This window comes from Bradyrhizobium lablabi (genome assembly GCF_001440475.1).
In the GTDB taxonomy this organism is placed as follows: domain Bacteria; phylum Pseudomonadota; class Alphaproteobacteria; order Rhizobiales; family Xanthobacteraceae; genus Bradyrhizobium; species Bradyrhizobium lablabi.
In genome coordinates this window covers 15,357-42,215 of sequence record NZ_LLYB01000125.1, presented here as the reverse complement: position 1 = coordinate 42,215, position 26,859 = coordinate 15,357, and the positions used below count along the sequence as shown (strand labels likewise).

Annotated in this window: 29 protein-coding genes; 12 read left to right on the top strand and 17 right to left on the bottom strand. The window is 63.7% G+C overall.

From position 1 onward, the window contains the following. Positions 1–153 precede the first annotated feature (153 nt). Together CQ14_RS35640 and CQ14_RS35635 are read right to left on the bottom strand one after the other, a co-directional pair. Positions 154–2,337, bottom strand: a complete 2,184-nt coding sequence (locus tag CQ14_RS35640) for a DUF294 nucleotidyltransferase-like domain-containing protein (RefSeq protein WP_057862423.1) — start codon at positions 2,335–2,337, stop codon at positions 154–156. 9 nt (positions 2,338–2,346) lie between these two features. Continuing rightward, the gene (locus CQ14_RS35635; RefSeq protein ID WP_057862422.1) at positions 2,347–2,955 is read right to left on the bottom strand and encodes a hypothetical protein; all 609 of its coding nucleotides are present in this window, start codon (positions 2,953–2,955) and stop codon (positions 2,347–2,349) included. A 343-nt stretch (positions 2,956–3,298) separates the two neighbouring features. Here CQ14_RS35635 and CQ14_RS35630 point away from each other — a divergent pair, with 343 nt between their 5' ends. The 6 genes from CQ14_RS35630 to CQ14_RS35605 all read left to right on the top strand — a co-directional run bounded on the left by CQ14_RS35630 (position 3,299) and on the right by CQ14_RS35605 (position 8,695). Beyond that, on the top strand, positions 3,299–3,577 hold the full coding sequence (locus CQ14_RS35630; RefSeq protein WP_057862421.1) for a DUF4212 domain-containing protein: 279 nt from the start codon (positions 3,299–3,301) through the stop codon (positions 3,575–3,577). Positions 3,578–3,589: 12 nt separating this feature from the next. Continuing rightward, positions 3,590–5,569, top strand: a complete 1,980-nt coding sequence (locus CQ14_RS35625) for a sodium:solute symporter family protein (RefSeq protein ID WP_057862420.1) — start codon at positions 3,590–3,592, stop codon at positions 5,567–5,569. 170 nt (positions 5,570–5,739) lie between these two features. Continuing rightward, positions 5,740–6,060 carry a hypothetical protein gene (locus tag CQ14_RS35620; protein WP_057862419.1) on the top strand — a complete coding sequence of 107 codons (321 nt, stop codon included), beginning with the start codon at positions 5,740–5,742 and terminating at the stop codon, positions 6,058–6,060. Then, positions 6,057–6,380, top strand: a complete 324-nt coding sequence (locus tag CQ14_RS35615) for a hypothetical protein (protein WP_057862418.1) — start codon at positions 6,057–6,059, stop codon at positions 6,378–6,380. The genes CQ14_RS35620 and CQ14_RS35615 overlap by 4 nt, the downstream gene beginning before the upstream one ends. 95 nt (positions 6,381–6,475) lie before the next feature. Beyond that, complete coding sequence (locus tag CQ14_RS35610) at positions 6,476–6,844, top strand: hypothetical protein (protein ID WP_156435788.1); 369 nt, start codon at positions 6,476–6,478, stop codon at positions 6,842–6,844. A gap of 186 nt (positions 6,845–7,030) precedes the next feature. Then, on the top strand, positions 7,031–8,695 hold the full coding sequence (locus CQ14_RS35605) for an MFS transporter (protein WP_057862416.1): 1,665 nt from the start codon (positions 7,031–7,033) through the stop codon (positions 8,693–8,695). A 75-nt stretch (positions 8,696–8,770) separates the two neighbouring features. Here the strand turns inward: CQ14_RS35605 and CQ14_RS35600 are convergent, their stop codons facing one another. The 3 genes from CQ14_RS35600 to CQ14_RS35590 form a co-directional block, all read right to left on the bottom strand. Further along, positions 8,771–9,244 (bottom strand): secondary thiamine-phosphate synthase enzyme YjbQ, encoded by a 474-nt coding sequence (locus tag CQ14_RS35600; protein ID WP_057862415.1) that lies wholly within the window; start codon positions 9,242–9,244, stop codon positions 8,771–8,773. A 171-nt stretch (positions 9,245–9,415) separates the two neighbouring features. Further along, entirely contained in the window at positions 9,416–9,949 is a 534-nt protein-coding gene (locus CQ14_RS35595) for a hypothetical protein (protein WP_057862414.1), read from the bottom strand. A gap of 65 nt (positions 9,950–10,014) precedes the next feature. Further along, entirely contained in the window at positions 10,015–10,638 is a 624-nt protein-coding gene (locus CQ14_RS35590; RefSeq protein ID WP_057862413.1) for a 2-hydroxychromene-2-carboxylate isomerase, read from the bottom strand. 275 nt (positions 10,639–10,913) lie between these two features. Between CQ14_RS35590 and CQ14_RS35585 the strand changes: the two genes are divergently transcribed. The 5 genes from CQ14_RS35585 to CQ14_RS35565 all read left to right on the top strand — a co-directional run bounded on the left by CQ14_RS35585 (position 10,914) and on the right by CQ14_RS35565 (position 13,507). Next, positions 10,914–11,285, top strand: coding sequence for an AtpZ/AtpI family protein (locus CQ14_RS35585; protein WP_057862597.1), 372 nt, complete (start codon positions 10,914–10,916; stop codon positions 11,283–11,285). 69 nt (positions 11,286–11,354) lie between these two features. Next, positions 11,355–12,110 carry a F0F1 ATP synthase subunit A gene (locus CQ14_RS35580; protein WP_057862412.1) on the top strand — a complete coding sequence of 252 codons (756 nt, stop codon included), beginning with the start codon at positions 11,355–11,357 and terminating at the stop codon, positions 12,108–12,110. Between the two features lie 55 nt (positions 12,111–12,165). After that, positions 12,166–12,396, top strand: a complete 231-nt coding sequence (locus tag CQ14_RS35575; protein ID WP_016847054.1) for a F0F1 ATP synthase subunit C — start codon at positions 12,166–12,168, stop codon at positions 12,394–12,396. 57 nt (positions 12,397–12,453) lie between these two features. After that, positions 12,454–13,017, top strand: a complete 564-nt coding sequence (locus CQ14_RS35570) for a F0F1 ATP synthase subunit B family protein (protein ID WP_057862411.1) — start codon at positions 12,454–12,456, stop codon at positions 13,015–13,017. A gap of 4 nt (positions 13,018–13,021) precedes the next feature. After that, positions 13,022–13,507: a F0F1 ATP synthase subunit B family protein gene (locus CQ14_RS35565; RefSeq protein ID WP_057862410.1), complete on the top strand. Its 486-nt coding sequence runs from the start codon at positions 13,022–13,024 to the stop codon at positions 13,505–13,507. 55 nt (positions 13,508–13,562) lie between these two features. Here CQ14_RS35565 and CQ14_RS35560 read toward each other — a convergent pair whose 3' ends face one another. From CQ14_RS35560 to paoA, 9 genes are all read right to left on the bottom strand, one after another. After that, complete coding sequence (locus CQ14_RS35560) at positions 13,563–14,195, bottom strand: hypothetical protein (protein WP_430650243.1); 633 nt, start codon at positions 14,193–14,195, stop codon at positions 13,563–13,565. A 111-nt stretch (positions 14,196–14,306) separates the two neighbouring features. Next, positions 14,307–14,894, bottom strand: a complete 588-nt coding sequence (locus CQ14_RS35555; RefSeq protein WP_057862409.1) for a GNAT family N-acetyltransferase — start codon at positions 14,892–14,894, stop codon at positions 14,307–14,309. A gap of 60 nt (positions 14,895–14,954) precedes the next feature. Continuing rightward, positions 14,955–16,244 (bottom strand): M16 family metallopeptidase, encoded by a 1,290-nt coding sequence (locus tag CQ14_RS35550; RefSeq protein ID WP_057862408.1) that lies wholly within the window; start codon positions 16,242–16,244, stop codon positions 14,955–14,957. After that, positions 16,241–17,659 carry a threonine synthase gene (thrC, locus tag CQ14_RS35545; RefSeq protein WP_057862407.1) on the bottom strand — a complete coding sequence of 473 codons (1,419 nt, stop codon included), beginning with the start codon at positions 17,657–17,659 and terminating at the stop codon, positions 16,241–16,243. Before thrC ends, CQ14_RS35550 begins: the two co-directional genes overlap by 4 nt. A 462-nt stretch (positions 17,660–18,121) precedes the next feature. Continuing rightward, positions 18,122–19,393, bottom strand: coding sequence for a lipoprotein-releasing ABC transporter permease subunit (locus CQ14_RS35540; RefSeq protein WP_057862406.1), 1,272 nt, complete (start codon positions 19,391–19,393; stop codon positions 18,122–18,124). Positions 19,394–19,522: 129 nt separating this feature from the next. Continuing rightward, the gene (locus tag CQ14_RS35535) at positions 19,523–19,918 is read right to left on the bottom strand and encodes a (R)-mandelonitrile lyase (protein ID WP_057862405.1); all 396 of its coding nucleotides are present in this window, start codon (positions 19,916–19,918) and stop codon (positions 19,523–19,525) included. A 140-nt stretch (positions 19,919–20,058) separates the two neighbouring features. Then, the gene (gene paoC / locus CQ14_RS35530; RefSeq protein WP_057862404.1) at positions 20,059–22,263 is read right to left on the bottom strand and encodes an aldehyde oxidoreductase molybdenum-binding subunit PaoC; all 2,205 of its coding nucleotides are present in this window, start codon (positions 22,261–22,263) and stop codon (positions 20,059–20,061) included. A gap of 4 nt (positions 22,264–22,267) precedes the next feature. After that, positions 22,268–23,218, bottom strand: a complete 951-nt coding sequence (locus CQ14_RS35525; protein ID WP_057862403.1) for an FAD binding domain-containing protein — start codon at positions 23,216–23,218, stop codon at positions 22,268–22,270. Then, on the bottom strand, positions 23,215–23,868 hold the full coding sequence (gene paoA, locus CQ14_RS35520) for an aldehyde dehydrogenase iron-sulfur subunit PaoA (protein ID WP_057862402.1): 654 nt from the start codon (positions 23,866–23,868) through the stop codon (positions 23,215–23,217). Before paoA ends, CQ14_RS35525 begins: the two co-directional genes overlap by 4 nt. A gap of 226 nt (positions 23,869–24,094) precedes the next feature. Here paoA and CQ14_RS35515 point away from each other — a divergent pair, with 226 nt between their 5' ends. Next, positions 24,095–24,988, top strand: coding sequence for a LysR family transcriptional regulator (locus CQ14_RS35515; RefSeq protein ID WP_057862401.1), 894 nt, complete (start codon positions 24,095–24,097; stop codon positions 24,986–24,988). A gap of 63 nt (positions 24,989–25,051) precedes the next feature. Here CQ14_RS35515 and CQ14_RS35510 read toward each other — a convergent pair whose 3' ends face one another. The 3 genes from CQ14_RS35510 to CQ14_RS35495 all read right to left on the bottom strand — a co-directional run bounded on the left by CQ14_RS35510 (position 25,052) and on the right by CQ14_RS35495 (position 26,816). Then, positions 25,052–25,267 carry a hypothetical protein gene (locus CQ14_RS35510; protein ID WP_156435807.1) on the bottom strand — a complete coding sequence of 72 codons (216 nt, stop codon included), beginning with the start codon at positions 25,265–25,267 and terminating at the stop codon, positions 25,052–25,054. A 116-nt stretch (positions 25,268–25,383) separates the two neighbouring features. Continuing rightward, on the bottom strand, positions 25,384–25,596 hold the full coding sequence (locus CQ14_RS35505) for a hypothetical protein (protein WP_156435786.1): 213 nt from the start codon (positions 25,594–25,596) through the stop codon (positions 25,384–25,386). A 575-nt stretch (positions 25,597–26,171) separates the two neighbouring features. Continuing rightward, a complete protein-coding gene (locus CQ14_RS35495) occupies positions 26,172–26,816 on the bottom strand; it encodes a response regulator transcription factor (protein ID WP_057862594.1) in 645 nt (214 codons plus the stop codon). Positions 26,817–26,859 lie beyond the last annotated feature (43 nt).

The window sequence follows — 26,859 nt, the reverse complement described above, 5'->3', positions numbered from 1 at the left end:
CGAGTTGCAAGGCAACCTTGCCCGCGTTGCGCAAAAGCAGTTAATCCGCGCCGATTTCCTGCAAATGGTGCAGCGCAAAAAACCAACTCCGGGAGCGCCTTGCCTCGCCATCCCGACAACAAGGAACTCCAGGAAGAATGCAGGCGCCTTGCGTCAATCCTTGAACAGCAGGTCGCGGCCCAGTTCATCGATGGTGGAAACCGCATCGAGCGCCCCACGCAGCCGATCGAGGTCGCGACCCGACAATCGCTTTACGGCGACGGCGTTGGTGGGCGGGATACCTTGGGCGATGTCATCAAGCTGCTGCGACAGGATGAGATCGAGAAAGGCCCCCTGCGCTTCGTCCAGCGCGTCGAGATCGCTCTCGCTGGCCCGAACCCTCGCCTTCACGCCTGCCAGTCGCGCCGACGTCGACCGTTCCATGACGTGATAGCGGATCGCCATCGCGCGCACCCATGAAACGAGGCTAATCAGTCCAGCCGCCTTGAGATCGATGCGGCCGGCGACCGTACGGATGCCGCCGAAAAATTTCAGGCTCGAGGGAACACTGACGTTCTCGACCAACAGCTTGGCGAACGCGACCTGGCCTTCGGCCGCCGCGAAGGCCGCGTGACGCACCGAGACGGCAAGGCTGCCGTTGCCATGAACCGCCCGCAGGTCGAAGAAGATATCGACGGACAACAGATCGGCGGGACGCGAACGCGTGATCCACTCGTCGATCCGGTCGCGCCATGTGGCCGCCGAGCCGCGCCAGGGCGGATTCTTCGCCATGACGCCTCCGCGGCAATAGGGCACACCGACCTCGTGCAGGATATCGGCGACATGCGTGCCCAACGCTGCAAACCAGCGATCCTCCTCGCCATCGGGCTCGCCCTGCGCGAAGATCAACGCGTTATCCTGATCCATCGCCAAAAGGCTCTCGCCACGTCCGGCCGAGCCGAGCACCAGCAGCGCATAGTCGCACGGCGGCTCGCCCCGGCCGTTCTCCCGCATGATTCGTTCGGCGATCACCGCGGCCTGGCGGGAAAGGGCGCCCAACTCCCGGGAAATCACTTCGGCGATATCGCGTCCGGACAAGCCCTCCGCCAGAAGCATTTGCGCGACGCGAGGCAACTGCGCCCGGGCCGCCGACAGCGCATGTGCGTCGGCGGCATCGTCGATCTCGTCGCCGAGCGATATGGCATCGCCCGCGCGCAGGCGTAGCAGATCGCGCGCGGACAACGCACCGATCACACAGCCCTCCTCGTCGACGACGCCGAGATGGCGGGTCTTGAGACGATTCATCCGGCCGATGGCGCGATAGACAAACGCGTCCGCGGGGACCGCCGCCAGCGGCTGGCTCATGATCTCGGCGACCGGCTGCCGTAGCGCCGGGGCGCCGTCCCGGGCCAGCGCGCGCAGCACGTCGCGCTCCGTGACAATCCCCGCGTCAGCCGCCTTGACCTCCGGCTCCGGCTGCGGCCCGTGGACGTAGACCGCCGATATCTTCTCGTTCGTCATTCGCACCAGCGCCTCGCCGACCTGGGTATCCGGTGAGACGAAGATCACGGGTGTCCGCATGATGCCGCGGATGCGGTGGCGAAACGCATAGCTGTCGAAGCGCTTCAGCGTTTGCTCGGTATCGACGCGGGCCGTGGCCTCGACCGCCTCGATCCACCCGCTGCGCACCTGATCGTCGAGCACGGCAGTAAGCGCGCGGCAGGCGCGTTCGGCCTCGGCAACGGTGCGGATGCCGTGGTCGCGCAGCTTCGGCACCAGCGCCACAAACACCCGCGCCGCCGTTATGGCGTCGCCGAGCGCAGAATGCCGGTCGACGACGCCGACACCCAGCCAGGCGGCGAGTTCGTCCAACGAATAGCCGGCCAGTTCCGGTGCGGCAATCTGCGCGAGCTGCCGCGTATCAAGCGTGCGCGGACGTATCCACGGCAGGCCGGCGAGATCGCATTCGCGCTTGAGCACCGCAAGGTCGAACCCGACCGCGTGCCCGATCACCGGTGCTTGGCCGAGAAACGAACGCAAGCCCGGCCAGACATCGGCAAACAACGGCGAGCCAGCGACCATGGCGTCGTCGATGCCATGAATGCGCGTCGTCTCGGCGGGGATCGGCTCATCGGCCGGCCGCAACAATTGGCGAAACGAGTCGTCGGCAACCAGCTTTCCGGCCAAGAGTCGCACCCCGGCAAGCTCGATGACGCGCGCCTTGCGTGGATCGAGCCCCGTGGTTTCGGTATCGATGACAACGGCGTCGAGCGACAAAAGCGGGGCGCCGCCAATCGTCCTGTCCATCGCCTCCCTCTCGCGCAGCGGCCGTGCGATGCCGCGCAGCCAACCCGGCACGCGCGCCCCCTACCTCAGTAGCGCAGCAGTAAACGCGGGCGCATCGATCCTGTCGACCAGTTCGTCATGAATGTTGCACAGGCTGACGCGCAGATAATTGCGCGTCGTGTCGAAGTCTCGCCCGCGCAGCTTTTCGTGGATCGGCATCATGGCAAAGTAGCTCTCCGCCAGGGGGTCGGGGATGTCCATCACCCGCTTGGGCGCGTGCCCCCCGACCAGGTCGAGCCGGTGCTCCAGTTCCCGCCGCGCCTCCTGCCATCCGGCCTCGCCGATCGATGGCGGTACCGGATAACGGTCGAAGACAGACAGGACGACCGTGATGATCCGGTCGAGAACCGCCCGGCGATCGGCGCCGGCATGCGGACGCAGGACCACGTCTACCATCTCGCCGACCATCGCGAGACCCAACGGAAACGCCCGCCAGCGCGCATGTTCGACCGACCCGGCAAACCCCTCCTCGGCAAACAGCACCTTCGCGTAGTGCCCCGCCCGAGCCCGCGAATATTCGAAGATTCCCTTCTGCACAATGAAGGCGGATTGGGCATCGATGAAGTCCGCAAGCGCCTCGCGGTCCCGAACAGGTGGACGCGGTCGAAACAGTTTTTCGAACAGCTTCATTGCGGTCTCATCCTGCCTGATCGGCGCGGGGCGACTTGGCCACCTTACCTTATCCGATCCCGCAAGGTTCAAGGTTCTCAGCATCGCGTCGTTAGCAGTTGCGGCAACTCCTATCCGAATTGCTTCGCTTCCCTTCGCAAACGCAACAAAAAATACCCCCGAAAGTCTAATGAAGGGCCGACGATTCGTAGTGTTACCCTGCGTTGTCTCCAAAAGCCGGCACAAGACCGGTAGAGCAGCGGCAAAGGGGGGACGCCGCATTGAAGGGATTGCATTCCCCTCGATCATTTCATCCCGGCGCTTTTTTTGCGCCGGTCCATGCTTTGAAGGAGGAATGCAAGCCATGCCTGACTCTACAAGCATCAAACAGAAAGAAGACGCTCACTGGCGCAAGACATCGCGCCTGATGTTTACGCATCTCGCAATCTGGTTCTTCTTCGGCTTCGTCATCCACATGTTCGTGAAGCCGCTCAACAATATCGTCATTCCGATCGTCGGCTTCCCACTCGGCTTCTACATGGCCGCGCAGGGGTCGCTCATCGCGTTCGTCGTCATGCTGTTCGTCTTCGCGAAGCAGCAGGACAAGATCGATCGCGAATTCGGCTTCGCCGAGGAAGATTGAGGGGATGAGATCATGGCCACGCAAGCTTCTGCCAGCACCTCGGACTTCATCAAGAATCTGGGGAGAATGTACGGTACTTATACCGGCGGCTTCATAGGATTCATCCTCCTGCTCGCGGTTCTCGAGCAGGTTGGCGTTCCGAACAAGATCCTCGGCTACCTGTTCGTTTTCTTTACGCTCGCCGTCTACGCCATCATCGGCGTGATGACGCGGACCGCGGAGGTCTCTGAATATTACGTTGCCGGACGACGTGTCCCGGCTTTCTATAACGGCATGGCAACCGGCGCCGACTGGATGTCGGCGGCGTCGTTCGTCGGCATGGCCGGCACCCTGTTCCTGCTGGGTTACGACGGCCTCGCCTGGGTGCTGGGTTGGACCGGCGGATTTGTGCTGGTGTCGATCCTGATCGGGCCATATCTGCGCAAGTTCGGCGCCTATACCGTGCCCGACTTCCTGTCGTTCCGATATGGCGGCAACTTCGCTCGCTTTCTCGGCGTGATCGTGCTCGTCGCCTGCTCCTTCACCTATGTGACGGCGCAAATCTACGGCACCGGGATTATCGCATCGCGATTCCTCGGAATGCAGTTCGAGCTTGCGGTCTTTGCCGGCCTTGTCGGCATTCTGCTCTGCGCGATGCTGGGCGGCATGCGGGCGGTGACCTGGACGCAGATCGCACAATACATCGTGCTGATCATCGCCTATCTGACGCCGATCGTGATCCTGTCCACCATGAAGTACGGGCTTCCGGTGCCCCAACTCACTTACGGTCAGGCAATCGCGGATATTACCGCGCGCGAGCAACAAATGCTGGCGAACGGCCTGTCGACAGCCGCGGCGCTGAAGCCGCATATCCAGCCATTCATCAACTATAGCCCGCTAAACTTCTTCGCAATCATCATGTGCATGATGGTCGGCACCGCCTCGTTGCCGCACATCCTGATGCGTTACTTCACCACCCCGTCGGTACGTGAGGCACGCCAGTCGGTCGCCTGGTCGTTGCTGTTCATCTTCCTGTTATACTTCTCCGCGCCGGCCTATGCGGCGTTCTCCAAGCTGGAAGTCTACACCAACATCATCGGACGAAATTTGTCGGCGATTCGCCCCTGGTTGTTCAGTTGGGGTGAACTCGGGCTGATCAAGATCTGCGGCAAGGACGCAAGCAGCATCGATGCGGTTATCGCAGCGTGCAAGGCCATCGCCGATCACCCGGGCGTCGTCCGGCTGCAGGACTTTGTCATCAATACGGACGTGATCGTGCTCTCCACACCGGAGATCGCGGGACTTCCCTATGTGATCTCGGGCCTGGTCGCGGCCGGCGGTCTCGCCGCCGCGCTGTCCACCGCCGACGGCCTGCTGCTCGCCATCGCCAACGCGCTGTCGCACGACATCTACTACAAGATGATCGATCCGAACGCTCCGACCATTCGCCGGCTCACGGTGGCGCGCGCTCTCCTCGTGGGCGTCGCCGTGGTCGCGGCCGCGACGGCCGCAACCAAGCCGGCGGACATCCTGGCCATGGTTGGCTGGGCGTTCTCGCTCGCGATGGCGGGGAACTTCCCGGCGCTGGTGATGGGCGTCTGGTGGAAGCGGACGACGGCAACCGGCGCCATCTGCGGCATCATTGCCGGCTTCGGCCTCTGCCTGTTCTATCTCGTGACAACCCGGTACTTCCCGGGTGCAGGCGTGAAGTATTTCGGCATGACCTCGCTGCTGAACCCCCTGACAGGGGCTCCCGTGGTCGACATCGCGAAGGCCATGGCATTGCCCAATGCCATGGAAAGCTTCCCGACATTGGCTCACCCGCTGGCCAACAAGGTCGGGTGGTTCGACCTCAACAACATCGCCTGCGGACTGTTGGGAGCGCCGCTCGGCTTCGCTGTCATCTACATCGTCAGCAAGCTCGGCAGGGAGCCATCGGCCCAAATGCAGGCCTATGTCGACGAAATCCGGAAGCCGCGCGGCAGGACGGTGCTGGAGGAGAAGACCACTTAAGAAGCGCAGCAAGGCGTTTCGGCGAACGGGGCCTCACAAGGCCCCGTTTTGTTTGGGCGGAAGCTTGAGTGACTTCGCTTGCCCGAAAGGTCGCCGCTTGCCATTGTTGTGTCGTGCTTCTCGCGGCGTGCCAATCCGTCGATTGATCGAGCCTCCAGGAGAGTCCTACCTTGGGTATTTCAACATCGCTGGCCACCTACTGGTATTTCCACCTGCCGAATTTCGTTCTGGCCGCAGTGATGTACACCATGCTTGGCCGCGTCCTGCTCGGCCTGATGGTGGATGCGGACTCGCCGAACTACATCTGGCGATTTTTCTGCCGGATCACCGATCCCGTCGTCGCGGCCGTCGCGATCGTGACGCCCAAGGTTACCCCGCCGGTCGTGATTTGGCTGTTAAGCTTTGTCTGGCTGTTCTGGCTGCGCGTCGCGCTTCACTACACATTGCTGCTGTTCAATCTCGCGCCCCGGTTTGGCGGAGCCGCATCATGAACCGCAATTTCTATTTCATCGGAATCGCATTCTTCGGCATGATCAGCGGAATCTTCAATCAGCTCGCGCTGATTTTCACGCTGCTGTACGTCCAGTTGCTCGCCGGCCCGCTGCTGTTTGGCAGCCTGTCCCTGACGCTGATGTTCGCATCGCTGATGGTTTCGACCGCGACCGTCATCCTGGGCGGGATTCCGGCGGCGATCTACGAGCGGATCACCGGAGCCTCGGAATCGAGCGACGCATCGCTCTGGATATGGCTTGCGGGAACCGCCCTTTTGGCGCTGCCCGCCGCCGGTAACTTTCTCAAGATCGGCCTCTAACCGCCGATTCGCGGTGTTGAGCACGGGCCGCGCTGCCGCTACCCTGCGGCCGGCTTTCAACCGGCATGCTTCCTTGATTGATGGGGTGGCGGATCGTGGAAGAGATACGCCGTATCGCCTATGAAACCGTGCTTCGCGCCTGCGGCTTCGCCTCGCTCGCCATCTTCTGCGTCATGATCGGATTGTCATTCCTGCCGCGCTCCGCCTTCCAGGCGGGCGGCTTTCTCAGCATCCTGATGACACTGATTCTGGTGTTGAAAGCCTGGGAAGCCCGGACCAAGGATCATCGCCGGACCGAGATGTGGCTTTATCTTCCCAAGGAAAGCCGTCCGCCCCAGGCCTCTGCGCAGCGGACAGTTTCGACGGTCATGCGCGAGACCTATCTGCTGTTCGCACTCTGGAGCGCGATGATCTCCATCGTGATGTGGAGCATTGCGCTCGTCTTCTCGGTCATTGGACTTTAGTCCGAAGCTGAACCGATAAATGGCGAATCAACGATCGCGGCACCCAAAACGGCGGGAAAACGCGGCCAGTCCCACCGAAAGTACTATTGGGCCAATGCTCCCGAACATGTAGTGGAGTTAATAATTGCGCGTCGATCTGACGCAACGCACATCTGCGCGATCATAAAAAAGGGGAGCGAATCGGAAATGTCGACAATTACTGCCACATCCGGCAAGGCCGGTGGGATGACGAAGGACGAACGTTTCGTCATTCTCGCCTCCTCGCTCGGCACCGTCTTCGAATGGTACGACTTCTACCTCTACGGATCGCTCGCCAGCATCATCGGCGCGCAATTCTTCTCGGCCTATCCGCCGGCCACCCGCGACATTTTCGCGCTGCTCGCCTTTGCCGCCGGCTTCCTGGTCCGTCCGTTCGGCGCCATCGTGTTCGGCCGCGTCGGTGACATCGTCGGACGCAAATACACCTTCCTCGTCACCATTCTGATCATGGGCCTGTCGACCTTCATCGTCGGCCTGCTGCCCAATGCGGCGACCATCGGCATCGCGGCCCCGATCATCCTGATCGCGCTGCGCCTGCTGCAGGGCCTCGCGCTCGGCGGCGAATATGGCGGTGCAGCAACTTACGTTGCCGAGCATGCGCCAATGGGCAAACGCGGTTACTACACCTCGTTCATTCAGACCACCGCGACGCTCGGCCTGTTCCTGTCGCTGCTGATCATCCTGTTCACCCGAACCATCCTGGGCGAACCTGAATTCGCCGCCTGGGGCTGGCGCATTCCGTTCCTGCTTTCGGTCGTGCTGCTCGGCATCTCGGTCTGGATCCGGCTGCGGCTGAACGAGTCGCCGGTCTTCCAGAAGATGAAGGAAGAGGGCAAGGGATCGAAGGCTCCCCTGACCGAAGCCTTCGCCAACTGGAGCAACGCCAAGCTCGTCATCATCGCCCTGCTCGGCGGCGTGATGGGCCAGGGCGTGGTCTGGTATACTGGCCAGTTCTACGCGCTGTTCTTCCTGCAATCGATCCTTCAGGTCGACGGCTACACCGCCAACCTCCTGATCGCCTGGTCGCTCCTGCTCGGCACCGGCTTCTTCATCGTGTTCGGTGCGCTGTCCGACAAGATCGGCCGCAAGCCGATCATTCTGGGAGGCTGCCTGATCGCAGCGCTGACCTTCTTCCCGATCTTCCGCATGATCTCGACCAACGCCAACCCGACGCTGGAAAAGGCCATCGAGTCGGTGAAGGTTCAGGTCGTGGCCGATCCTAAGGGCTGCGGCGATCTGTTCAACCCGGTCGGCACCCGCGTGTTCTCTGCGCCTTGCGATCTCGCCCGCGACTTCCTCGCGAAGTCCTCGGTGAAGTATGAAACCGTCGCAGGCGCGGCTGGCTCTCCCGTGCTGATCCGCATCAATGGCAAGGACGTGCCCTACACCAAGCCGGCGGATTCCAACGCCGGAGCGACGGCCGCCCTGCAGGAAGCGGGCTATCCGAAGCGTGGCGCCAACCCGACGCTCGTGAAGATGAACCACCCGTTTGACATCTTCAAACCGCAGGTCGCCGCCATCATCGGCCTGCTGTTCATCCTGGTGATCTACGTCACCATGGTGTACGGGCCGATCGCCGCGATGCTGGTTGAGCTGTTCCCGACCAAGATTCGCTACACCTCGATGTCGCTGCCCTATCACATCGGCAACGGCTGGTTCGGCGGATTGCTGCCGGCGACCTCGTTCGCGATCGTGGCCGCGACCGGCGACATCTATGCCGGCCTCTGGTACCCGATCATCTTCGCGTTGATCACCGTGGTTGTCGGCTTCTTCTTCCTGCCGGAAACCAAGGACGTCGATATCACGAAGTAACCGGTTTCGTTCAGCGGAACGAAGTCACGAACCGGCCGCGGAGCGCTCCGCGGCCGGTTTGCTTTTGCGGGTACCTCAATCGGTCACGCCGGCAAACTGCAGCACGATCTCGCGGCGGTGCGGCCGCGCGCGATGCTCGACCAGATAGATCGCCTGCCAGGTGCCCAGCGCGAGCGCGCCCTGCAGCACCGGCACGTGCAGCGAGGTCGCGGTCAGCATGGTCTTGATGTGGGCCGGCATGTCGTCCGGCCCCTCGGTGTCATGACGCCAGCCGGCGTTTTCCGGTGCGAGCCGGTTCAGCGCCGTGGTCAGATCGACGAGCACGGTCGGATCGGCATTTTCCTGGATGGTCAGCGACGCCGAGGTGTGGCGGATGAACAGCGTCAGCGCGCCCTCGCGCGAGCGCGCCTCACGCAGGAATTTTGCGACTTCGGCGGTGAGGTCGGTGAAGCCTGTGCCTGATGTCTGCACCGTCAGCAGCGAGGACACGATGGTGTTGGCGGCGACGGTGGAGGCAGCCGTGCGGGAGAGGGATTTTGGCGATGTCACGATTTTCTCTCCACCTGTCGTCCCTGCGAAAGCCGGGCCCCATAGCCACGGGCTTTCATTATTGCGAACGATATCGACTTCGGCCGTGCCAATTCCAGAGGCCGCGGCGTATGGGTCCCTGCTTTCGCAGGGACGACGGCGAGAGTGCCGAAAGCCGAAAGGATCAGCCCGTCAAATCTTGCCGTTGACGTCCCGCTGGACCCGGTTGGCCATCTCGATCAGGCGCCGCCAGGCCTTCTCCAGGAACGACATCATGCGATCCATGTCGCGGTCGCTCGGCAGCGGGATCTCGATCTTGCGTTCGTTCTCGGCAGCCTTCGGGGGCTTCAGCGAGTCCGCTTTCGGCAGCGGCTCCTCGATCTTGCCTGACACGGTGGGTTCGCGCGAGGCGAGCTCCGACTTCAACTTCTCATTCTCGGCCTGCAATCGGCCAATGTCGGACTGCAGACGGCCGATCTCCGAATCCATCGCCGTGCGCTCGTCGGGCACCGCGTAGCAGGCCCAGCCGGCGCCCGAATTGGTGCAGGTCGAGACCGCGCCGGTTCTGGTGTCGAGCCGCAATACGCCGTCGCCGGCTGGCGACAGCGAATAGCGCCCGTTCTCGGTCTCCGGCATCGGCCCGGCGAACGCGTGGCCGCCCGCTGCGAGACAGAGCGCGAGCGCGACGGGGCTCAAAAATTTCGAGGACGATTTTGCTGTGCGCATGGGCTTGCTCCCGCCTCAGGAGTTGCCGGTTTCCCCGACCGACGGGGCGCTTTCAAGGCGCGCCCTCACACCTTTGAGCTATAGGCCGCCCGTCCCGACTTCAACGCGTCTTCCAGCAATTCGATGCGGTCCTGGCCCCAGAAAACTTCGCCATCCAGCACATAGACCGGCGAGCCGAACACGTCGGCGGCCAGCGCCTCCTGCCGGTTCTGCTCATATGCGGCCGTGATGTCCTCCGAGCCGGAGCGCTCCACCAATTGCTTGCCGGGCAGCCCCGATTCGTCGGCAAGTTTTGCGATCGTTGCGGGATCGGCGAGATTGAGCTGATCTTCCCAGACGCCGGCGAAGGCGCGGCGCAGATACCGGTCGGGGTCGAGGCCGATCTCGAGCGCCGCGATCACGACGCCGTCGGCCAGCTGCGCATTGAATGGCCAGTGGGCCGGTTGCAGATTGAATTTCAACCCGCGCTTGTCGCGCCAGCGCTGCAGTTCGACCATCCGGTAGCGCTGGCGTACCGGATGGCGCTTCATCAAGGGCAGACCGCCGGTCTCCGAGAACAGATCGACCAGCACCACCGGCTTGTGATTTACCTTGAGATCGTAAGCACTTACAAGGCCGCGAAAGGCTTGATGCCCGATATAGGCCCAGGGCGATTGGATCGAGAAATAGTAGTCGACCTGACGGGGCATGCGCCCTCCGGGAACGAGGATTTCCGTCTCGCGCGAGGCATCCCAACAGACCACCCAGACGGGCGCAAGATCGATCCTTGCAGGATTAGCTGCTGCACTGCGATGACAGTCCACAGTGTCGCAGGCAACCCTCGAATAATTCCAATTAAATCAAGGCGCTAACTGGTTACGGCCTAATCTTGACTTGAATAGACGCGGTAAGTATGGTCCGCGCGGCTTTCAAGGGTGACGGGCGTAATTTCCATCGACCGTTGGCATCGTTTAATGTCTTGGGCATGGCCGAAGACAAGAACGACAACGCAAGTGGCAATCGCGACCAGCCGTCTTCCGACGAAGCTGCGCTTTCCGCAAGGCTCGGAAGTCTGGATCAACGGTTGTCCGAAATTCGCGACGGCCGGAAACTAAGGACTGATCAACCCGGTACTGAAAGCGGAGATACGGCTGCCAGAGCATCTGCGATGGCGCTGGGTTTCCGGCTTTCCTCGGAGTTGGTCGCGGGCGTTGTCGTCGGGGCGGCGTTGGGTTGGGGGTTCGACCGTTTGTTGTCGACATCGCCGTTCGGTTTCATCGTGTTTCTTCTGCTCGGCTTCGTCGCCGGGGTGGTCAACGTGGTGAGATCTGCAGGCGTAGCTTCCCGCAGGCGCTGAGCACCGACGGAAAGTCACGACATTTGAAATTCGATTGCCGGCCAGGCCGGTGGATAAAGAGCCGCGCGGATGAAAATCGACCCGATCCACCAGTTCAATATCGAGCCCCTCTTCACGATCGGCCATATCGGCAACCACACGATCGCCTTCACCAACTCGTCGCTGTACATGTTCCTGGCAGTGGCCGTGATCTCGATCCTGATGATCGGCGGCATGGCGGGGCGGCAACTGGTTCCCGGACGGCTGCAGTCGATCGCGGAAATCTCCTACGAGTTCGTAGCCTCGACGATCCGCTCGACCGCCGGCGCGGAAGGCATGAAGTTCTTCCCGCTGATCTTCTCGCTGTTCATGTTCATCTGCATCTCGAACCTGATCGGCATCATTCCCTACACCTTCACCGTCTCGAGCCACATCATTGTCACCGCGGCGCTGGCGCTACTGGTCTTCTTCACGGTGCTGATCTACGGCCTCTACAAGAACGGCCTGAAATTCTTCAAGCTTTTCGTCCCCCACGGCGTGCCGATCTACATCCTGCCGCTGGTCATGTTCATCGAAATCCTGTCGTTCTTCCTGCGGCCGGTTTCGCACAGCGTTCGTCTGTTCGCCAACATGCTGGCCGGCCATATCGCGCTGAAGGTGTTCGCGGGCTTCGTCGCCATGCTCGGCGTCTCGCTCGGCGCGATCGGCTGGGTCGGCGGCGTGCTGCCGCTGGCGCTCACGGTGGCGCTGACCGCGCTCGAACTCTTGGTCGCATTCCTGCAGGCCTACGTGTTCGCGATCCTGACCTGCATCTACCTCAACGACGCCATTCATCCGGGACACTAAGCGGTCCGGGGAATTTCCACCCACACTTTGTCATACCTCTCAAGGAGCTCTAGAAATGGAACCGGCAGCAGCTAAACTTATCGGCGCGGGCATCGCATGCATCGGCATGGGCGGCGCAGGCGTCGGCGTGGGCATCATCTTCGGCAACTACCTTGCCGCAGCGGTGCGTAACCCGTCGGCCGCGCAGGGGCAGTTCGGCAACCTGATCTTCGGCTTCGCCGTGACCGAAGCGCTCGGCATTTTCTCGCTGCTGATCGCGCTGCTGCTGCTGTTCGTTCCGCTCTGAGCTGGACCCACTCGCGCCGCCTCCGGGCGGCGCGGCTGACTGCAACAGGAGAACCCCGTGGCTGAAAAAAGTCATGGTACCCCGGCCAAGGGCACCGGCGCCCACACCGAAGCCGACGGCGGACACGGCGGAGGATTTCCTCCGTTTGAGTCGAGCACGTTTGCTTCGCAACTGGTCTCGCTCGTCATCGCGTTCGTCGCGCTCTACGTCATCGTCTCTCGCATCGCGCTGCCGCGCGTCGAAAGCGTGATCGATGCTCGTCAGAACGCGATCGAGGGCGATCTTTCGGCGGCGCAGAAGTTCAAGGACGAGTCGGACGCGGCGCTAAGGGCGTACGAGACCGAGCTCGCCTCCGCCCGCACCCGCGCGCAGGCCATCGGCAACGAGACCCGCGAGAAGCTGAATGCGGCTGCGGAAGCCGAGCGCAAGACGCTGGAAGACCAGCTCACCGCCAAGCTTGCCGACGCCGAGAAGCAGATCGCGGCGACGCGGGAAACCGCGATGAGCAATGTCCGCGGCATCGCCGCGGATGCGGCCGGCGCGATCGTCCAGCGTCTCACCGGCGTGCTGCCCGACAGCAAGGCGGTGAGCAAAGCCGTCGACGCTTCGTTGAAGGGATAGACCGATGTTCACCCAACCGGAAACCTGGGTCGCAATCGCCTTCGTCATCCTGCTGGTGCTGTTTGCCTATCTCGGCATCCACAAGACGGTGCTGACGGCGCTCGATCATCGCAGCGAGCGCATCAAGGCCGAACTTGACGACGCCCGCCGTCTGAAAGAGGAGGCCGCCAAGCTGCTCGGCGAGTACCAGACCCGCCGCGCCAGCGCCGAGCGGGAAGCCGAGGAAATCGTCGCCAACGCCAAGGCCGAAGCCGAGCGCATCGCGACCGAAGCCAAGGCCAAGATGGAAGACTTCGTCGCCCGCCGCACCAAGACCGCCGAAGGCAAGATCGCACTTGCCGAGGCTCAGGCTTTGGCCGACGTCCGCGCCGCTGCCGCCAACGCCGCAGTCGAAGCCGCCTCGACCATCCTGTCGCAGTCGGTCAAGGGCTCGGTCGCCGACGACCTGCTCACCAAGGGCATTGCTGAAGTTCGCGCCAAGCTGAACTGAGCGCTCTTCGCCACCAATCAAAAGCCGGCGCGAGACGATCGCGCCGGCTTTTTTATTACTTCTTCTTTTTCGGTGCCGGACGCTCGGGCTTCAGGGACTGCGGGTCGAAGCCGATATAGAAGATGTAGCTGTCGCCGGCGGCGCCGGGGGGCACCGGATAGGTGAGGTCTTCGGCGACCAGCGTAAACGGTTCGCTGCCGGATTCGGTCATATTGACGGTCGTCTGATAGGCCTTGGTGGCGATGGTCTTCTCGGACACGCCGCCGTGTACCACCGCAACGCGGATCGGAACCTGGACCGCAGCCGGGGCGCCAGCGGGACCGGCGATGACGCGGCCCTGAATGCCGATCCGTGCCGTGATCACGCCGCCATTGACGCTGCATTCGCGGGCCATCTTGCTGATCGTCGCCTGGAAGCGCAGGTCGTTGCCGACCGGCTGCTTGCCGGGCGCCCCCACGGCGTAAGTGGATGCCCCCGCCCTGACCGTAACAGGCGGACAGGTCAGATCGCCCGTATCCTGCGGAACCGCCGGCGCAGCGGCGGCCGGCTCCTCGTCCGACTTGCCGCCGAACAGGCTCTTGAAACGATCAGTCAGCGATTGCGCCGATACCGGCGCAGCCGTCAGGCACGCCAGCCCACCCGCGACCGCGGCCATGACCGCGATCCTGGCCAAACGATTGTCACCCATGCGACGTCCCTGACATCCCATCGTCATTGTTTCCGGCGGCGTTATAGCAGCCCAATGGCGGCGAACCCAAGGCACCTGATAAGGCACCAAAAGGGTTTAGAAATCAGCGGTTCAGCCGCGGAAATCCTCGTGCAGCAGGCCGAACAGCAGATGGTCCTGCCAGACGCCGTTGATGCAGAGATAGCGCCGCGCCAGCCCCTCGCGGGTGAAGCCGCACTTCTCCAGCACCCGGATCGAGGGCGAATTGGAGGGAATGCAAGCGGCCTCGATGCGGTGCAAATTGAGCTCGCCAAACAGCGTCGGCAGCAGCACCCGCAGCGCCGTCGTCATGTAGCCGCGATCGGCGTGGGGTTCGCCGACCCAATAGCCGATGGTACCGGCCTGCACGATGCCGCGGCGGACATTGGCGAGCGTGATGCCACCGATCATGGCTCCGTCCGACTCGCGGAAGATGATGAACGGATAGGAGCGGTCGGCGGCGATATCCTCGGCGTAACGGCGGAGCCTGCGGCGAAAGCCGGCGCGGGTCAGATCATCCGACGGCCAGATCGGTTCCCACGGCGTCAGGTAGGCGCGGCTCGTTTCGCGCAATTGTGCCCATTGCGGAAAATCCGACATCTGCGGCGCGCGCAGCAGAAGACCGCGGCCGCGCGGCACAAGCGCGGCAGGTCCGCTGGTTGGCAAACGAAACAGGGCCATGCCCACTCTCTCCCGCCCGAACTACTCCCCCGCCCCGCCCTTGCGGGGAGAGGTCAGGACCTAATGCAGAAGCGTCTTCGCCTTCGACCGCGTCAATCCTTCCGCAAAAGATACCGCCGTGTCCAGACCCCTGCCACTGCCAAGTGCTACGACCGCCGGCCGGCTGCGCGACAATAGCGCGTGGGCGGCGCTTTGGGTGGATTCGACGCTGACGGCGTCGATCCGCGTCACCAGTTCTTCCACCGTCAGGGGACGGCCATAGGCCAATATGTGCCGCGCCAATTGTTCGGCGCGCGACGAGCAGCTTTCCAGCGCCATCAGCAGCCCCGCCTTCATCTGCGCCTTGGCGCGGGCGATTTCGGCTTCGCTGAGGGTTTCCACCGCGTCATTGATGACGTCGACGATCACTTCCATCATCTCCGGCGCGTCGCCGGGATCGGTGCCGGTGTAGAGGCCGAAAAAGCCGGTGTCGGTATAGGGCGCGTGGAAGGTGTAGATCGAGTAGCACAGGCCGCGCTTCTCGCGCACTTCCTGGAACAGCCGCGACGACATTCCGCCGCCGAGGATGTTGGTGAAGACCTGCAGCGAGAACAGCGACAGGTCGGTCTGCGGCACGCCTTCGAGCGCCAGCGTTAGATGGGCCTGTTCGAGGTCGCGGTGCACCACGCGCGAACCGCCCTTGCCGAACATCGCAGCCTGCGGCTTCGGCCCGGGCGCGGCGTCGAAGCTGGCAAATTTCTGCGCCGCTTCCTCCACCACGCGCTTGTGATCGACCGCACCGGCGGCGGCCACCACCATGTCGGGCCCGCGGTAATGCGTGGAGAGATAGCTGCGCAGCATGTCGCGATCGAATTTCTTCAGCGTCTTGGCAGTGCCGAGCAGCGAGCGGCCCATCGGCTGGTCCGGAAAGCAGAGTTCGTTGAGGTGCTCGAACACGACATCATCGGGCGTATCCTGCGCCGCGCCGATTTCCTGCACGATCACGCTCTTCTCGCGCTCGAGCTCATCCGGCACGAAGGAGGGATTGGTGAGGATGTCGGAGAGCACATCAAGCGCCAGCGGCACGTCGGCCTTCATCACCCGCGCATAATAGGCCGTGGTCTCGGTCGAGGTCCCGGCGTTGAGATCGCCGCCGACCGCCTCGATCTCCTCGACGATCTCGCGTGAGGAGCGCCTGGTCGTGCCCTTGAAGGCCATGTGTTCGAGAAGATGCGAGATGCCGTGCTCGTTCGGCTTTTCGTCGCGGCCGCCGACCCCGGCCCAGACGCCGAGCGCCGCGGTTTCGAGATGCGGCATGGTGTCGGTGACGACGGTCAGGCCGGACGGCAACTTGGTCACGTCGACACTCATCCGGCTACTCCCTGCTTCGCGGCACGGCTCACCGAGCGCACGAATCGCTCCACTTCGGCTGAATCGTTCTTCATCACCGTGATGTGTTCGGATTTGGTCATCAGGCCGTCGAGCCAGGCCGGCAGTTGCGGCCGCACGCCGCAGGCGGCTTCCACCGCATCGGGAAACTTGGCCGGATGCGCGGTCGACAGCACGATGTTGGGGATCCTCGAATCCGAGGTGTCGCGATCGGCCACTGCCAGCGCCACCGCGGTGTGGGGATCGACGAGTTCGCCGGCCTCGCGCCAGGCGGTGCGGATCGCCGCCGAGGTTTCGGTCTCGTCGGCACGGCCGGCGTCGAACTCCTCGCGGATCGCGGCCAGCATGGCATCCGGCAACACGAAGCGGCCGGACTGCTTGAGCGAGCCCATCAGGCGGCGGACGCTGTCGGCATCGCGGCGGCTCGCCTCGAACAACAGCCGTTCGAAATTCGAGGAGACCTGGATATCCATCGAGGGCGAAGCGGAGGCGTGAACCTCGCGGACCTCGTAGATGCCGGTCTTGAGCGTGCGCGGCAGGATGTCGTTGACGTTGGAGGCGATGCGGAGCCAGCGGATCGGCAGCCCCATTTTCTTCGCGACGTAGCCTGCAAAGATGTCGCCGAAATTGCCGGTGGGCACGGTGAAATCCACCGTACGCGCGGGCGCGCCGAGCGCCACGGCAGAGGTGAAGTAATACACCACCTGGGCGACGATCCGTGCCCAGTTGATCGAGTTGACGCCCGACAGCGAGACCGCATCGCGAAAGCCGTGATGGTTGAACATCGCCTTCACGAGCGCCTGGCAATCGTCGAAGGTGCCCTCGATCGCCAGCGCATGCACGTTCGCAGCGCCGGTCGTCGTCATCATCCGCCGCTGCACGTCGGAGATGCGCCCGGTCGGAAACAGCACCACCAGATCGACATTGTCGAGACCCGCGAACGCATCAACCGCGGCGCCGCCGGTATCGCCCGAGGTCGCAACCACGATGGTGGTACGCTGGCTGCGCTTGGCCAGCACGTGATCCATCAGCCGCGAGATCAACTGCATCGCGACGTCCTTGAACGCCAGCGTCGGGCCGTGAAACAGCTCCAGCACGAACTGATTGGGGCTGACCTGGTTCAGCGGCACCACTGCGGGATGGCGGAACGTGGCGTAAGCCTCATTCGCCATGCGGCCGAGATCGGCGTCGGAGATTTCGCCGGCGGCAAATGGCCGGATCACGTCGACGGCGACTTCCCAATAGGGCCGGCCGAAGAAGGAGGCGATGGTCTCGCGCGATAGCTGCGGCCAGACCTCGGGCACATAGAGGCCGCCGTCGCGGGCGAGCCCGGTCAGCATCACATCGCAGAAACCCAGGACGGGGGCCTCCCCCCGCGTCGAAATATAGCGCGTCAAACCACCCTCCAAAGGCGCCAGCCCTATGCCAAGCCTTTGATATTGATCATGAATTAGATTTCGCCAAGCGCGAAGCGAGGGGTCACCATAAAGCGTTTTTGTGCCGAGGGGAAATGGCCCGTGGGCGAAAAGAAAGGGCGCAGCTATCGCAAAATGCGCAATTCTACAGATACCGAGCAGTCATACCGCTCGAGGCGGGGCCAGTCCGCTTCCGGTAGGCCGTGGCCCATCCGCGTCATTGCGAGCGCAGCGAAGCAATCACCTCTCCGCTTGCGGCGCTATGGATTGCTTCGCTGCGCTCGAAATGAGGGGTTATGGCGCCACGTGCACTGCCGTCGTCCCCCGCGCATGCGGGGGATCCAGTACGCCGCCGTTTCTGGGTTCGATCGCTGCTGTCTCTGGAATACTGGGTCACCCGCTTTTCGCGGGTGACGACAACTTTGTGCGGTCCAGCGTCAGCCCTCACCCATATCTCAGCGCTTCGACCGGATCGAGCCGCGCGGCGCGCCAGGAGGGATAGAGTGTGGCGAGGAATGACAGGGTCAACGCCATGGCCACGACCGCGGCGGTCTCGCCAAAATCGATCTCGGCCGGCAGCTTCGACAGGAAGTAGAGTTTTGGCGGAAACAGCTCGGTATTGGTGATCCAGGACAGGAATTGCCGGATCGTTTCGATATTCAGGCAAACCAGCATGCCGACGAGCAATCCGGTTATCGTGCCGAGCACGCCGATCGCGGCACCTGCGATAAGGAATACCCGCATGATCGCGCCGCGCGAGGCGCCGACGGTGCGTAGAATGGCGATGTCGCTCCCCTTGTCCTTCACCAGCATGATCAGGCCCGACACGATATTCAGCGCGGCGACCAGCACGATCAAGGTCAGGATCAGGAACATGACGTTGCGTTCGACCTGAAGCGCCGCGAAGAAGGCCGAGGTACGCCGCCGCCAGTCGACCAGGAACACCGGCCGTCCCGCGGCGTCAGTCACCGGCCTGCGGAAGCTGTCGACCTTGTCCGGGCGGCCTTCGATGAAAACCTCGATGGCGCTCACGTCATTGCCGCGGTTGAAATAGGCCTGCGCCTCGGCGAGCGGCAGAAACACCATGACGGAATCATATTCCGACATGTCGATGCTGAACACCGCCGCAACCTTGTACGGCTTGATGCGGGCCGCCGTGCCCTTCGACTTGATGGCTCCATCCGGCGCGACCAGCGTGATGTTGTCGCCGGCACGGAGCGACAATTGATCGGCAAGCCGGCGACCGATCGCGACCCCCTGCCCCTGTTCGAATGCGTCCAGCGAGCCCTGCTGGATATTGCCGGCGATCGCGGCGAGTTTGTTGAGATCCTCGGAGCGAATGCCGCGAATGAGGACGCCGGAGGCGTTCTGCGCCGACGATGCCAGCGCCGGGCCGTCCACGACGGGAGCGGCGAGCCGGATGTCCGGAACCCGACTGATGCGCTCGGTGACGTCCTCCCAGTCCGTCAGCGGCGACTCCAGCGGTTGCACCAGAAGATGGCCGTTCAGCCCGACGATCTTGTCCACCAGCTCCTTGCGAAAGCCGTTCATGACGGCCATCACTATGATCAGCGTCGCAACGCCGAGCATGATGCCGAGAAAGGAAAAACCGGCGATGACGGAAATGAAGCCTTCCTTGCGCCGCGCCCGCAGGTAGCGCCCGGACACAAGCCATTCGAATGCCGAGAACGGCAGGGGACGCGGGACCTTTTCCATCGTCCATTCATAGCGCGTTTTCGGGACGATTCGAGCGCCCGCTGCAAANCCCCCGCCATATCCCCGCCACTCGAGTGGCGGCAGCGCAGCGAGCGTGAGCGGCGCTGCGTCAAGCTCTTCTTCGGGATATCAAGTCCGATACTGTTCGTCGCTGACCTTTTCCATCCAGTCGACGGCCTTGCCGTCGAGCCGCTCCTGAATGGCAATGTGCGTCATCGCCGTCGCCGGCGTCGCGCCGTGCCAGTGTTTTTCGCCTGGCGGAAACCAGATGACATCGCCGGGGTGAATTTCCTCGACACGTCCGCCCCAGACCTGCACCCAGCCGCGGCCGGAGGTGACGATCAGGGTTTGGCCCAGCGGGTGGGTGTGCCATGCCGTACGCGCGCCGGGCTCGAACGTGACGTGGGCGCCGGCGACGCGCGCGGGATCTGCGGCCTGGAATAGCGGATCGACGCGCACACTGCCGGTGAAGTATACCGCAGGCCCCTTACCCGACGGCTGTGAACCGCTTCGCTTGATTTCCATCGTTACGCTCCTTGCTTGCGCCCGGACAGGGGGCGTGGCGCCTGCCGCCAACACGGCGAGGCCGGTGGCTGCGACGAGGCCTCGTCGCGTGATCATGGCGCTCCCGGAATAAATATCGGCGGTTCGAGATGGCTGGCAGTTCAACCCACGTCCGGCATCCGCTCCAAGAGCTTGTCGAGCGTGATCGGATAATCGCGCACCCGGACGCCGGTCGCATTGTAGACCGCGTTGGCAACCGCGGCCGCGACGCCACAGATGCCGAGTTCGGCGACGCCCTTGGCTTTCATCGGCGACGACATCGGATCGGTCTCGTCGAGGAAGAACATCTCCTGATGCGGAATGTCGGCATGAACCGGCACCTCATAGCCGGCGAGGTCATGATTGACGAAGAAGCCGGCGCGCTTGTCGACCACGAGTTCCTCCATCAGCGCTGCACCGACGCCCATCGTCATCGCCCCGATCACCTGGCTGCGGGCCGTCTTCGGATTGAGGATGCGGCCGGCGGCGCAAACCGCGAGCATCCGGCGCACGCGGATCTCGGCGGTGGCGGCATCGACACCGACTTCGACGAAATGCGCGCCGAAGGTCGATTGCTGGTACTTCTTGGCGAGATCACCGTACTCGATGCCGTCTTCGGCCGCGATGCCGGCCTCGCCTGCAGCCTGGGTCAGCGGCACGCGGCGATTGCCGGCGCGAACCTCGCCCTCGGCAAACTCCGCCTCAGTGGAGTTGAAGCCGAGTTTCTGCGCAATCGCCTCGCGCAGCTTGACGCAGGCGGCATAAACGCCCGCGGTAGAGTTGTTGCCGCCCCATTGGCCGCCGGAGCCCGCCGATACCGGGAAAGCGGAGTCGCCGAGACGCACCTTCACCCTTTCGAGCGGCACGCCCATCATCTCGGCCGCGGTCTGGGCGATGATGGTGTAGCTGCCGGTCCCGATGTCGGTCATGTCGGTCTCGACGGTCACGATGCCGCTGCCGTCGAGCCGCACCCGCGCCGCCGATTTGGTCAGCAGATTGTTGCGGAACGCGGCGGCGGCGCCCATGCCGACCAGCCAGCGCCCGTCGCGCACCCGGCCCGGCTGCGGATTGCGCCGGTTCCAGCCGAAACGCTCCGCGCCGTTGCGCAGGCACTCGACCAGCTGCCGCTGCGAGAACGGCCGCTCCGGCTTTTCCGGATCGACCTGGGTATCATTGAGAATGCGGAATTGGACCGGATCCATCCCGAGCTTCTCGGCCATTTCGTCCATGGCGATTTCCAACGCCATCATGCCGGTCGCCTCGCCCGGCGCGCGCATCGCATTGCCTTCCGGCAGGTCGAGTGTCGCGAGCCGCGTCGCGGTCATGCGATGCGCACCGGCATAGAGCAGCCGCGTCTGGGCGACCGCGCCATCCGCCTTGCCGCCCACCAGATCGCCCGACCAGCTTTCATGACCGATCGCCGTGATCTTGCCGTCCGCCGTCGCCCCGATCCGGATGCGCTGGATCGTGGCGGGACGGTGCGTGGTGTTGTTGAACATCAGCGGACGCTGCAGCGCGACCTTCACCGGCCGTTTCGCGGCCCGCGCGCCGAGCGCGGCGAGCAACGCGTCCGCGCGCGGAAACAGCTTGCCGCCGAAGCCGCCGCCGACGAACGGCGAGTCGAGACGGACGTTTTCCTTCGGGACATCCAGGATCGTGGCCATCTCGGCGGCGTTCCAGGCGATCATCTGGTTGGAGGTCCAGAGCGTGAGCTTGTCGCCCTGCCATGCGGCGATCGTGGCATGCGGCTCCATCATCGCATGCGCTTCATCGGGCGTTGAATAGCGCGCGTCGAGCCGGACCGGAGCTGCCGCGAACGCCGCGGCGAAGTCGCCGACCGCGGTATCGCCGGGACCGCTGGTGATCGGATTGGGCTTCGCCTTGTCGGTCAGCGAAGCCAGATCGAACGCGCCCTGTTCGCGGGCATAGTCGACGCGGATCAGCGCTGCCGCGGCGCGCGCCTGCTCAAAGGTGTCCGCCACGACGACGGCGATGGCCTGATGATAATGCTGGATCTCGGGCCCGCCGAGCAGCTTTGCGGTGTTGAGCCTGCCCTTGCCGAGCTTGCCGGCGTTTTCGGCCGTGACGATCGCGAGCACCCCGGGCGCCGCCTTGGCCTTGCCGAGATCGATGCCGGCGATCCGTCCCTTGCCGATCGCGGCGCCGACCACATAGCCATAGGCCTGGTTGGGCGCGACATCGTGCCGCTCATAGGCGTAAGGCGCGGTGCCGGTGGTCTTGAGCGGACCGTCGATCCGGCTGAAGGGTTGACCGACGACCTTCAACCGGTCGATCGGGTTGGTCGTCGCGGGGCTATCGAATTTCATGGGTTCAACCCTTCGCTTCGCTCAGCGCCGCGCCGATGGTGCGCTCGGCCAGCGCCAGCTTGAATGCGTTGTCCTTTGTCGGCCTGGCATTGGCGAGCAGTTGCGCCGCAACGGCGCGCGCGCCACGCGGCAGCTCGGCGTCCGCGGCCTCGACCCGCCAGGGCTTGTGGGCGACGCCGCCAAGCGCGACACGCCCGGTGCCGTCGCGCTGCACGATCGCGGCGACCGAGACCAGCGCAAACGCATACGAGGCGCGATCGCGCACCTTGCGATAGACATGCGCACCGCCGACGGGCTTGGGCAGCGTCACCGCGGTGATCAGTTCGCCCGGCTGCAGCGTCGTCTCGATATGCGGGGTGTCGCCGGGCAGACGATGAAAATCAGCGATCGGGATGGTTCGCTGCGTGCCGTCCGGCCGGACCGCCTCAACTGTCGCGTCGAGCGCGCGCATGGCGACCGCCATGTCGCTCGGATGGGTGGCGATGCAAGCTTCGCTGGCGCCGATGACGGCATGCTGGCGGCTGAAGCCGCCAATCGCGCCGCAGCCGCTGCCGGGCCGGCGCTTGTTGCAGGGCTGGTTGGTGTCATAGAAATAGGGACAGCGTGTCCGCTGCAGCAGATTGCCCGCGGTCGTCGCCTTGTTGCGCAACTGGCCCGAGGCGCCCGCCAGCAACGCGCGCGACAGCACGGCATAGTCGCGCCGCACGCGCGCGTCCGCGGCAAGATCGGTGTTACGTAGCAGCGCGCCGATCCGCAATCCGCCCTCCGGCGTCGCTTCGATCTTGTCGAGCGCAAGGCCGTTGACGTCGACGAGATGCGCCGGCGTCTCGATCTCGAGCTTCATCAGATCGAGCAGATTGGTGCCGCCGGCAATGAACTTGGCGTCCGGCCTGCGCAGGGCGGAGGCTGCAGCCTCGGCCGGCGTGCGGGCGCGCTCATAGCTGAATGACTTCATGCGGGCCTCCCGGCGACTTCAGAAATCGCCTCGGCGATGTTGGAATAAGCGCCGCAGCGGCAAATGTTGCCGCTCATGCGCTCGCGCAGCTCGGCGTTTGTCAGTTGCAGCGGCGCGTTCAGATCGGCGCTGACATGACTGGGGATGCCGGCCCTGATTTCATCGAGCACCGCGACCGCCGAACAGATCTGCCCCGGCGTGCAATAGCCGCATTGAAAACCGTCATGCTTGACGAAGGCAGCCTGCATCGGGTGCATGTGCTCGGGCGTGCCCAACCCTTCGATCGTTGTGATGCTGTCGCCCTGGTGCATGACGGCGAGCGTCAGGCAGGAATTGATCCGCCGCCCGCCAACGATCACCGTGCAGGCGCCGCATTGGCCGTGATCGCATCCCTTCTTGCTGCCGGTGAGATGCAGATGCTCGCGCAGCGCATCGAGCAGCGTGGTCCGGGTGTCGAGCGCGATTTCGCGCAGGCTACCGTTCACGTTGAAAGAAACCTTCGACATGGAGACGGCCTCGGCGACGTCAGCCTGCGCAGGAACCGCAGAGGGTTGCGCATAGGCCGTGGGCGCTGCGCCGAAAGCCACCGATGCGGCGGTTCCCAGCAACAATTTCCTTCGTGATAGTTCGAAGTCGCTCGGACCTTGCATGGAGTGTTCCCGTTCTGCTGTCGCTCTGGAAGAGTTTCGGCGCGCCCGTGCCGGCGTCCGCCTCAAGCATCCTGTAACTGCGCCACGTTTCGGCTGTTCCTGCCCGGCGTTCACGTTTGGAAGAGCGTGAGGTGGGCTGCGCCTTGCGGTGCTTCGCAAGTTAACGGCTGCGCTGAGCCGCGATTAGATGGTACAATCAGCTTGTACTTATGAAATGGATTCATGAATGGCGCGGCAGAACATCAACGACCTCCTCGCCTTCCTCGTGGTGGCGCGCGAGCGAAGCTTTACGCGGGCGGCGGCGCAACTCGATGTTTCCCAGTCGGCGCTCAGTCACACGATCCGCGGGCTGGAGGAGCGGCTTGGCTTGCGGCTTCTGACCCGAACCACCCGCAGCGTCGCCCCGACGGAGGCGGGCGAGCGGCTGATGCGAACGGTGGCGCCGAAACTGGAGGAGATCGACGCCGAACTTTCGGCGCTCACCGAGCTGCGCGACAAGCCGGCCGGCACCATCCGCATCACCGCGGCCGAGCACTCGGCCAGCACGATTCTCTGGCCTGCGCTGTCGAAACTGCTGCCGCGATATCCCGACATCAAGGTGGAAGTGAACATCGACTACGGCCTGACCGACATCGTCGCGGAGCGTTACGACGCCGGCATTCGCCTCGGTGAACAGGTGGCCAAGGACATGGTCGCGGTGCGGATCGGGCCTGATTTCCGCATGGCGGTGGTCGGCGCGCCCAGCTATTTCGCCGTTCATCCCAGGCCCGGCAAGCCGCAGGATCTGACCAGCCATCGCTGCATCAATATCCGCCTGCCGACCTATGGCGGAATCTATGCCTGGGAATTCGAGAAGCGCGGGCGCGCCCTGAAGGTCCGCGTCGAGGGTCAACTGGTGTTCAACAACATGGCGTTGCGGATGAACGCCGTTCTTGCCGGGCTCGGGCTTGCCTATCTGCCGGAGGACCAGGTGCAGCCGCATCTCGCCGACGGCCGCCTGATCCGGGTGCTGGCGGACTGGTGTCCGCCGTTCCCGGGTTATCACCTCTACTACCCGAGCCGCCGCCAGCCGGCCCCGGCCTTTGCCGTGCTGGTCGCGGCGCTGCGCTACAGGGGCTGATATGGCTCACAACGAAGAGGGCCGCAGGGGAACCTGCGGCCCTCTCTCCTGGAAGGGTCTGTCTTAGTTGCTTGTGCAGACCTTCATGGTTTTCATGCCGGTTTCGGCCTCCGTCTTGGTCTTGAACGTGCCGTTGTCGACGATGGTGGTGGTCGTCGAGGTCGGCTTGGTATCGACTATCGTGCACTTCTTGGTGGTGGCGTCGCGCACGACGTAGAACTCGGCGGCAACCGCGCTTCCGGCGACCGCCGATGCGGCAAGGACAAGCGTTCCGATCATCAGAAATTTCTTCAAGGCGTCCTCCTCGGGATCCTCCAATGATGCAACCGGCAACGCGCGAAGAAACCGCTTGTTCCTGTTTTTCCCGGGACGAGACGGGGTGAGGTGGCAGCGAGTTAATCCTCCGGGACCCCCTCCAGTCCCTTGAGATATTTGAGCCCCTCGACCGCCAGCAGCTCGGTGTCGGTTTCGCCGGCCTCGCAACGCTGCCGGATGAAGCGCTGGAGCCCCGCACGGCGGGCGTCATCGTCGTCGATACCGCTGTGGATCAGCCGGTAGACACTCCATGCCCGCGCAAAGGCGGTTGCTGCTATGTCCGGGCTGTCCATCCAGCTCTCCTTGGCAATCATCAAGGGTTACATTGCCAGTTTTTCCCGATACTAGCCAAGCCGATTTTGGCGATACCGTCCGGCTGTCCGGCGATGCCGAGGCATCATGCCGCGGGCTTTCCGCCGATCGCAGGCCATGCGATCACGGCATGGAACAAAGTCGACCCTCATGAACTTGTGTCTGACATCGCGGTCAAGCGATTGGGAGGACCCCCCTGCATGAGACGTATCGTTCTGATTGGCGCGGCATTGATTGCTTCGCTGGCAATGACCCTGTCCGCGTCCGCCAGAATAGGCATCGCGCCCCTGGCCGCCGAGGACGGCGCCGTGATCCAGGTCAAGCACGGCCGCGGACACGGCCACCACGGTCGCGGACACCGAGGTCGCGGTCATCACTATGGATGGTACAGGGGTCGCGGTCATCACAAATGGCGCCATCATCGTCGGCATCACTGGTAGGTCTTCGCTGAATTCGCCGATCGTCATCCCATTGCCCGGACGACAGGCGAATTACAGCGGCACGAACAGGTCGCGCCGCGTGGCGCGACCGGTTCAGCGGTCATCGCAGACGGCGCTCAACCCAATCCCATTTCGACGGCGATCCGGATCAGGTCCGAGTGGTTCTTGGCGCCGAGCTTCTGCTTGAGCAGCGAGGTGGTGTTGGCCACCGTCTTGTAGGAAATCTCCAGCGCATCGGCGACTTCGACGATCTTGTCGCCACGGCCCAACAGCCGCAGGATTTCCAGTTCGCGCGCCGTCATTTGCGACGCCGGATTGGCCTTGATCGAAGCCCCCGAAAAGGTCACCGCCTCAGCCAGTTGCGGCGAGATGAAATTGTCTCCGGCGGCCACCTTGCGGACGGCCTTCACCAGCATCCGCGGATCGTCGCCCTTCGCGACATAGCCCTGCGCGCCCATCTCGATGGCGCGAACCACGAACGCCGGATCGTCATTCATGCTGAACATGATGATCCGGGCGTCCGGATCGTCCTTGCGGATGCGCCGCATCAGCTCGAAGCCTGAAACGTCGGGAAGCTTGATGTCGATCACCGTGACGTCCGGCTTCCGGGTAACATAGGCGCGGTGGCCGGATTTGGCGTCGGTGGCCTCCTCGATCTTCACGGAGTTGTCCGACGCAAACAGCGACCGGCAGCCCGACAGGACCACCGGGTGGTCGTCGACGATCAGGACCTTCGTTGCCGATTTGGCGGAATTTTGCATCATCCATCCCCTTGAGGAATAAATAGGCGGTTGGCGGTATTTG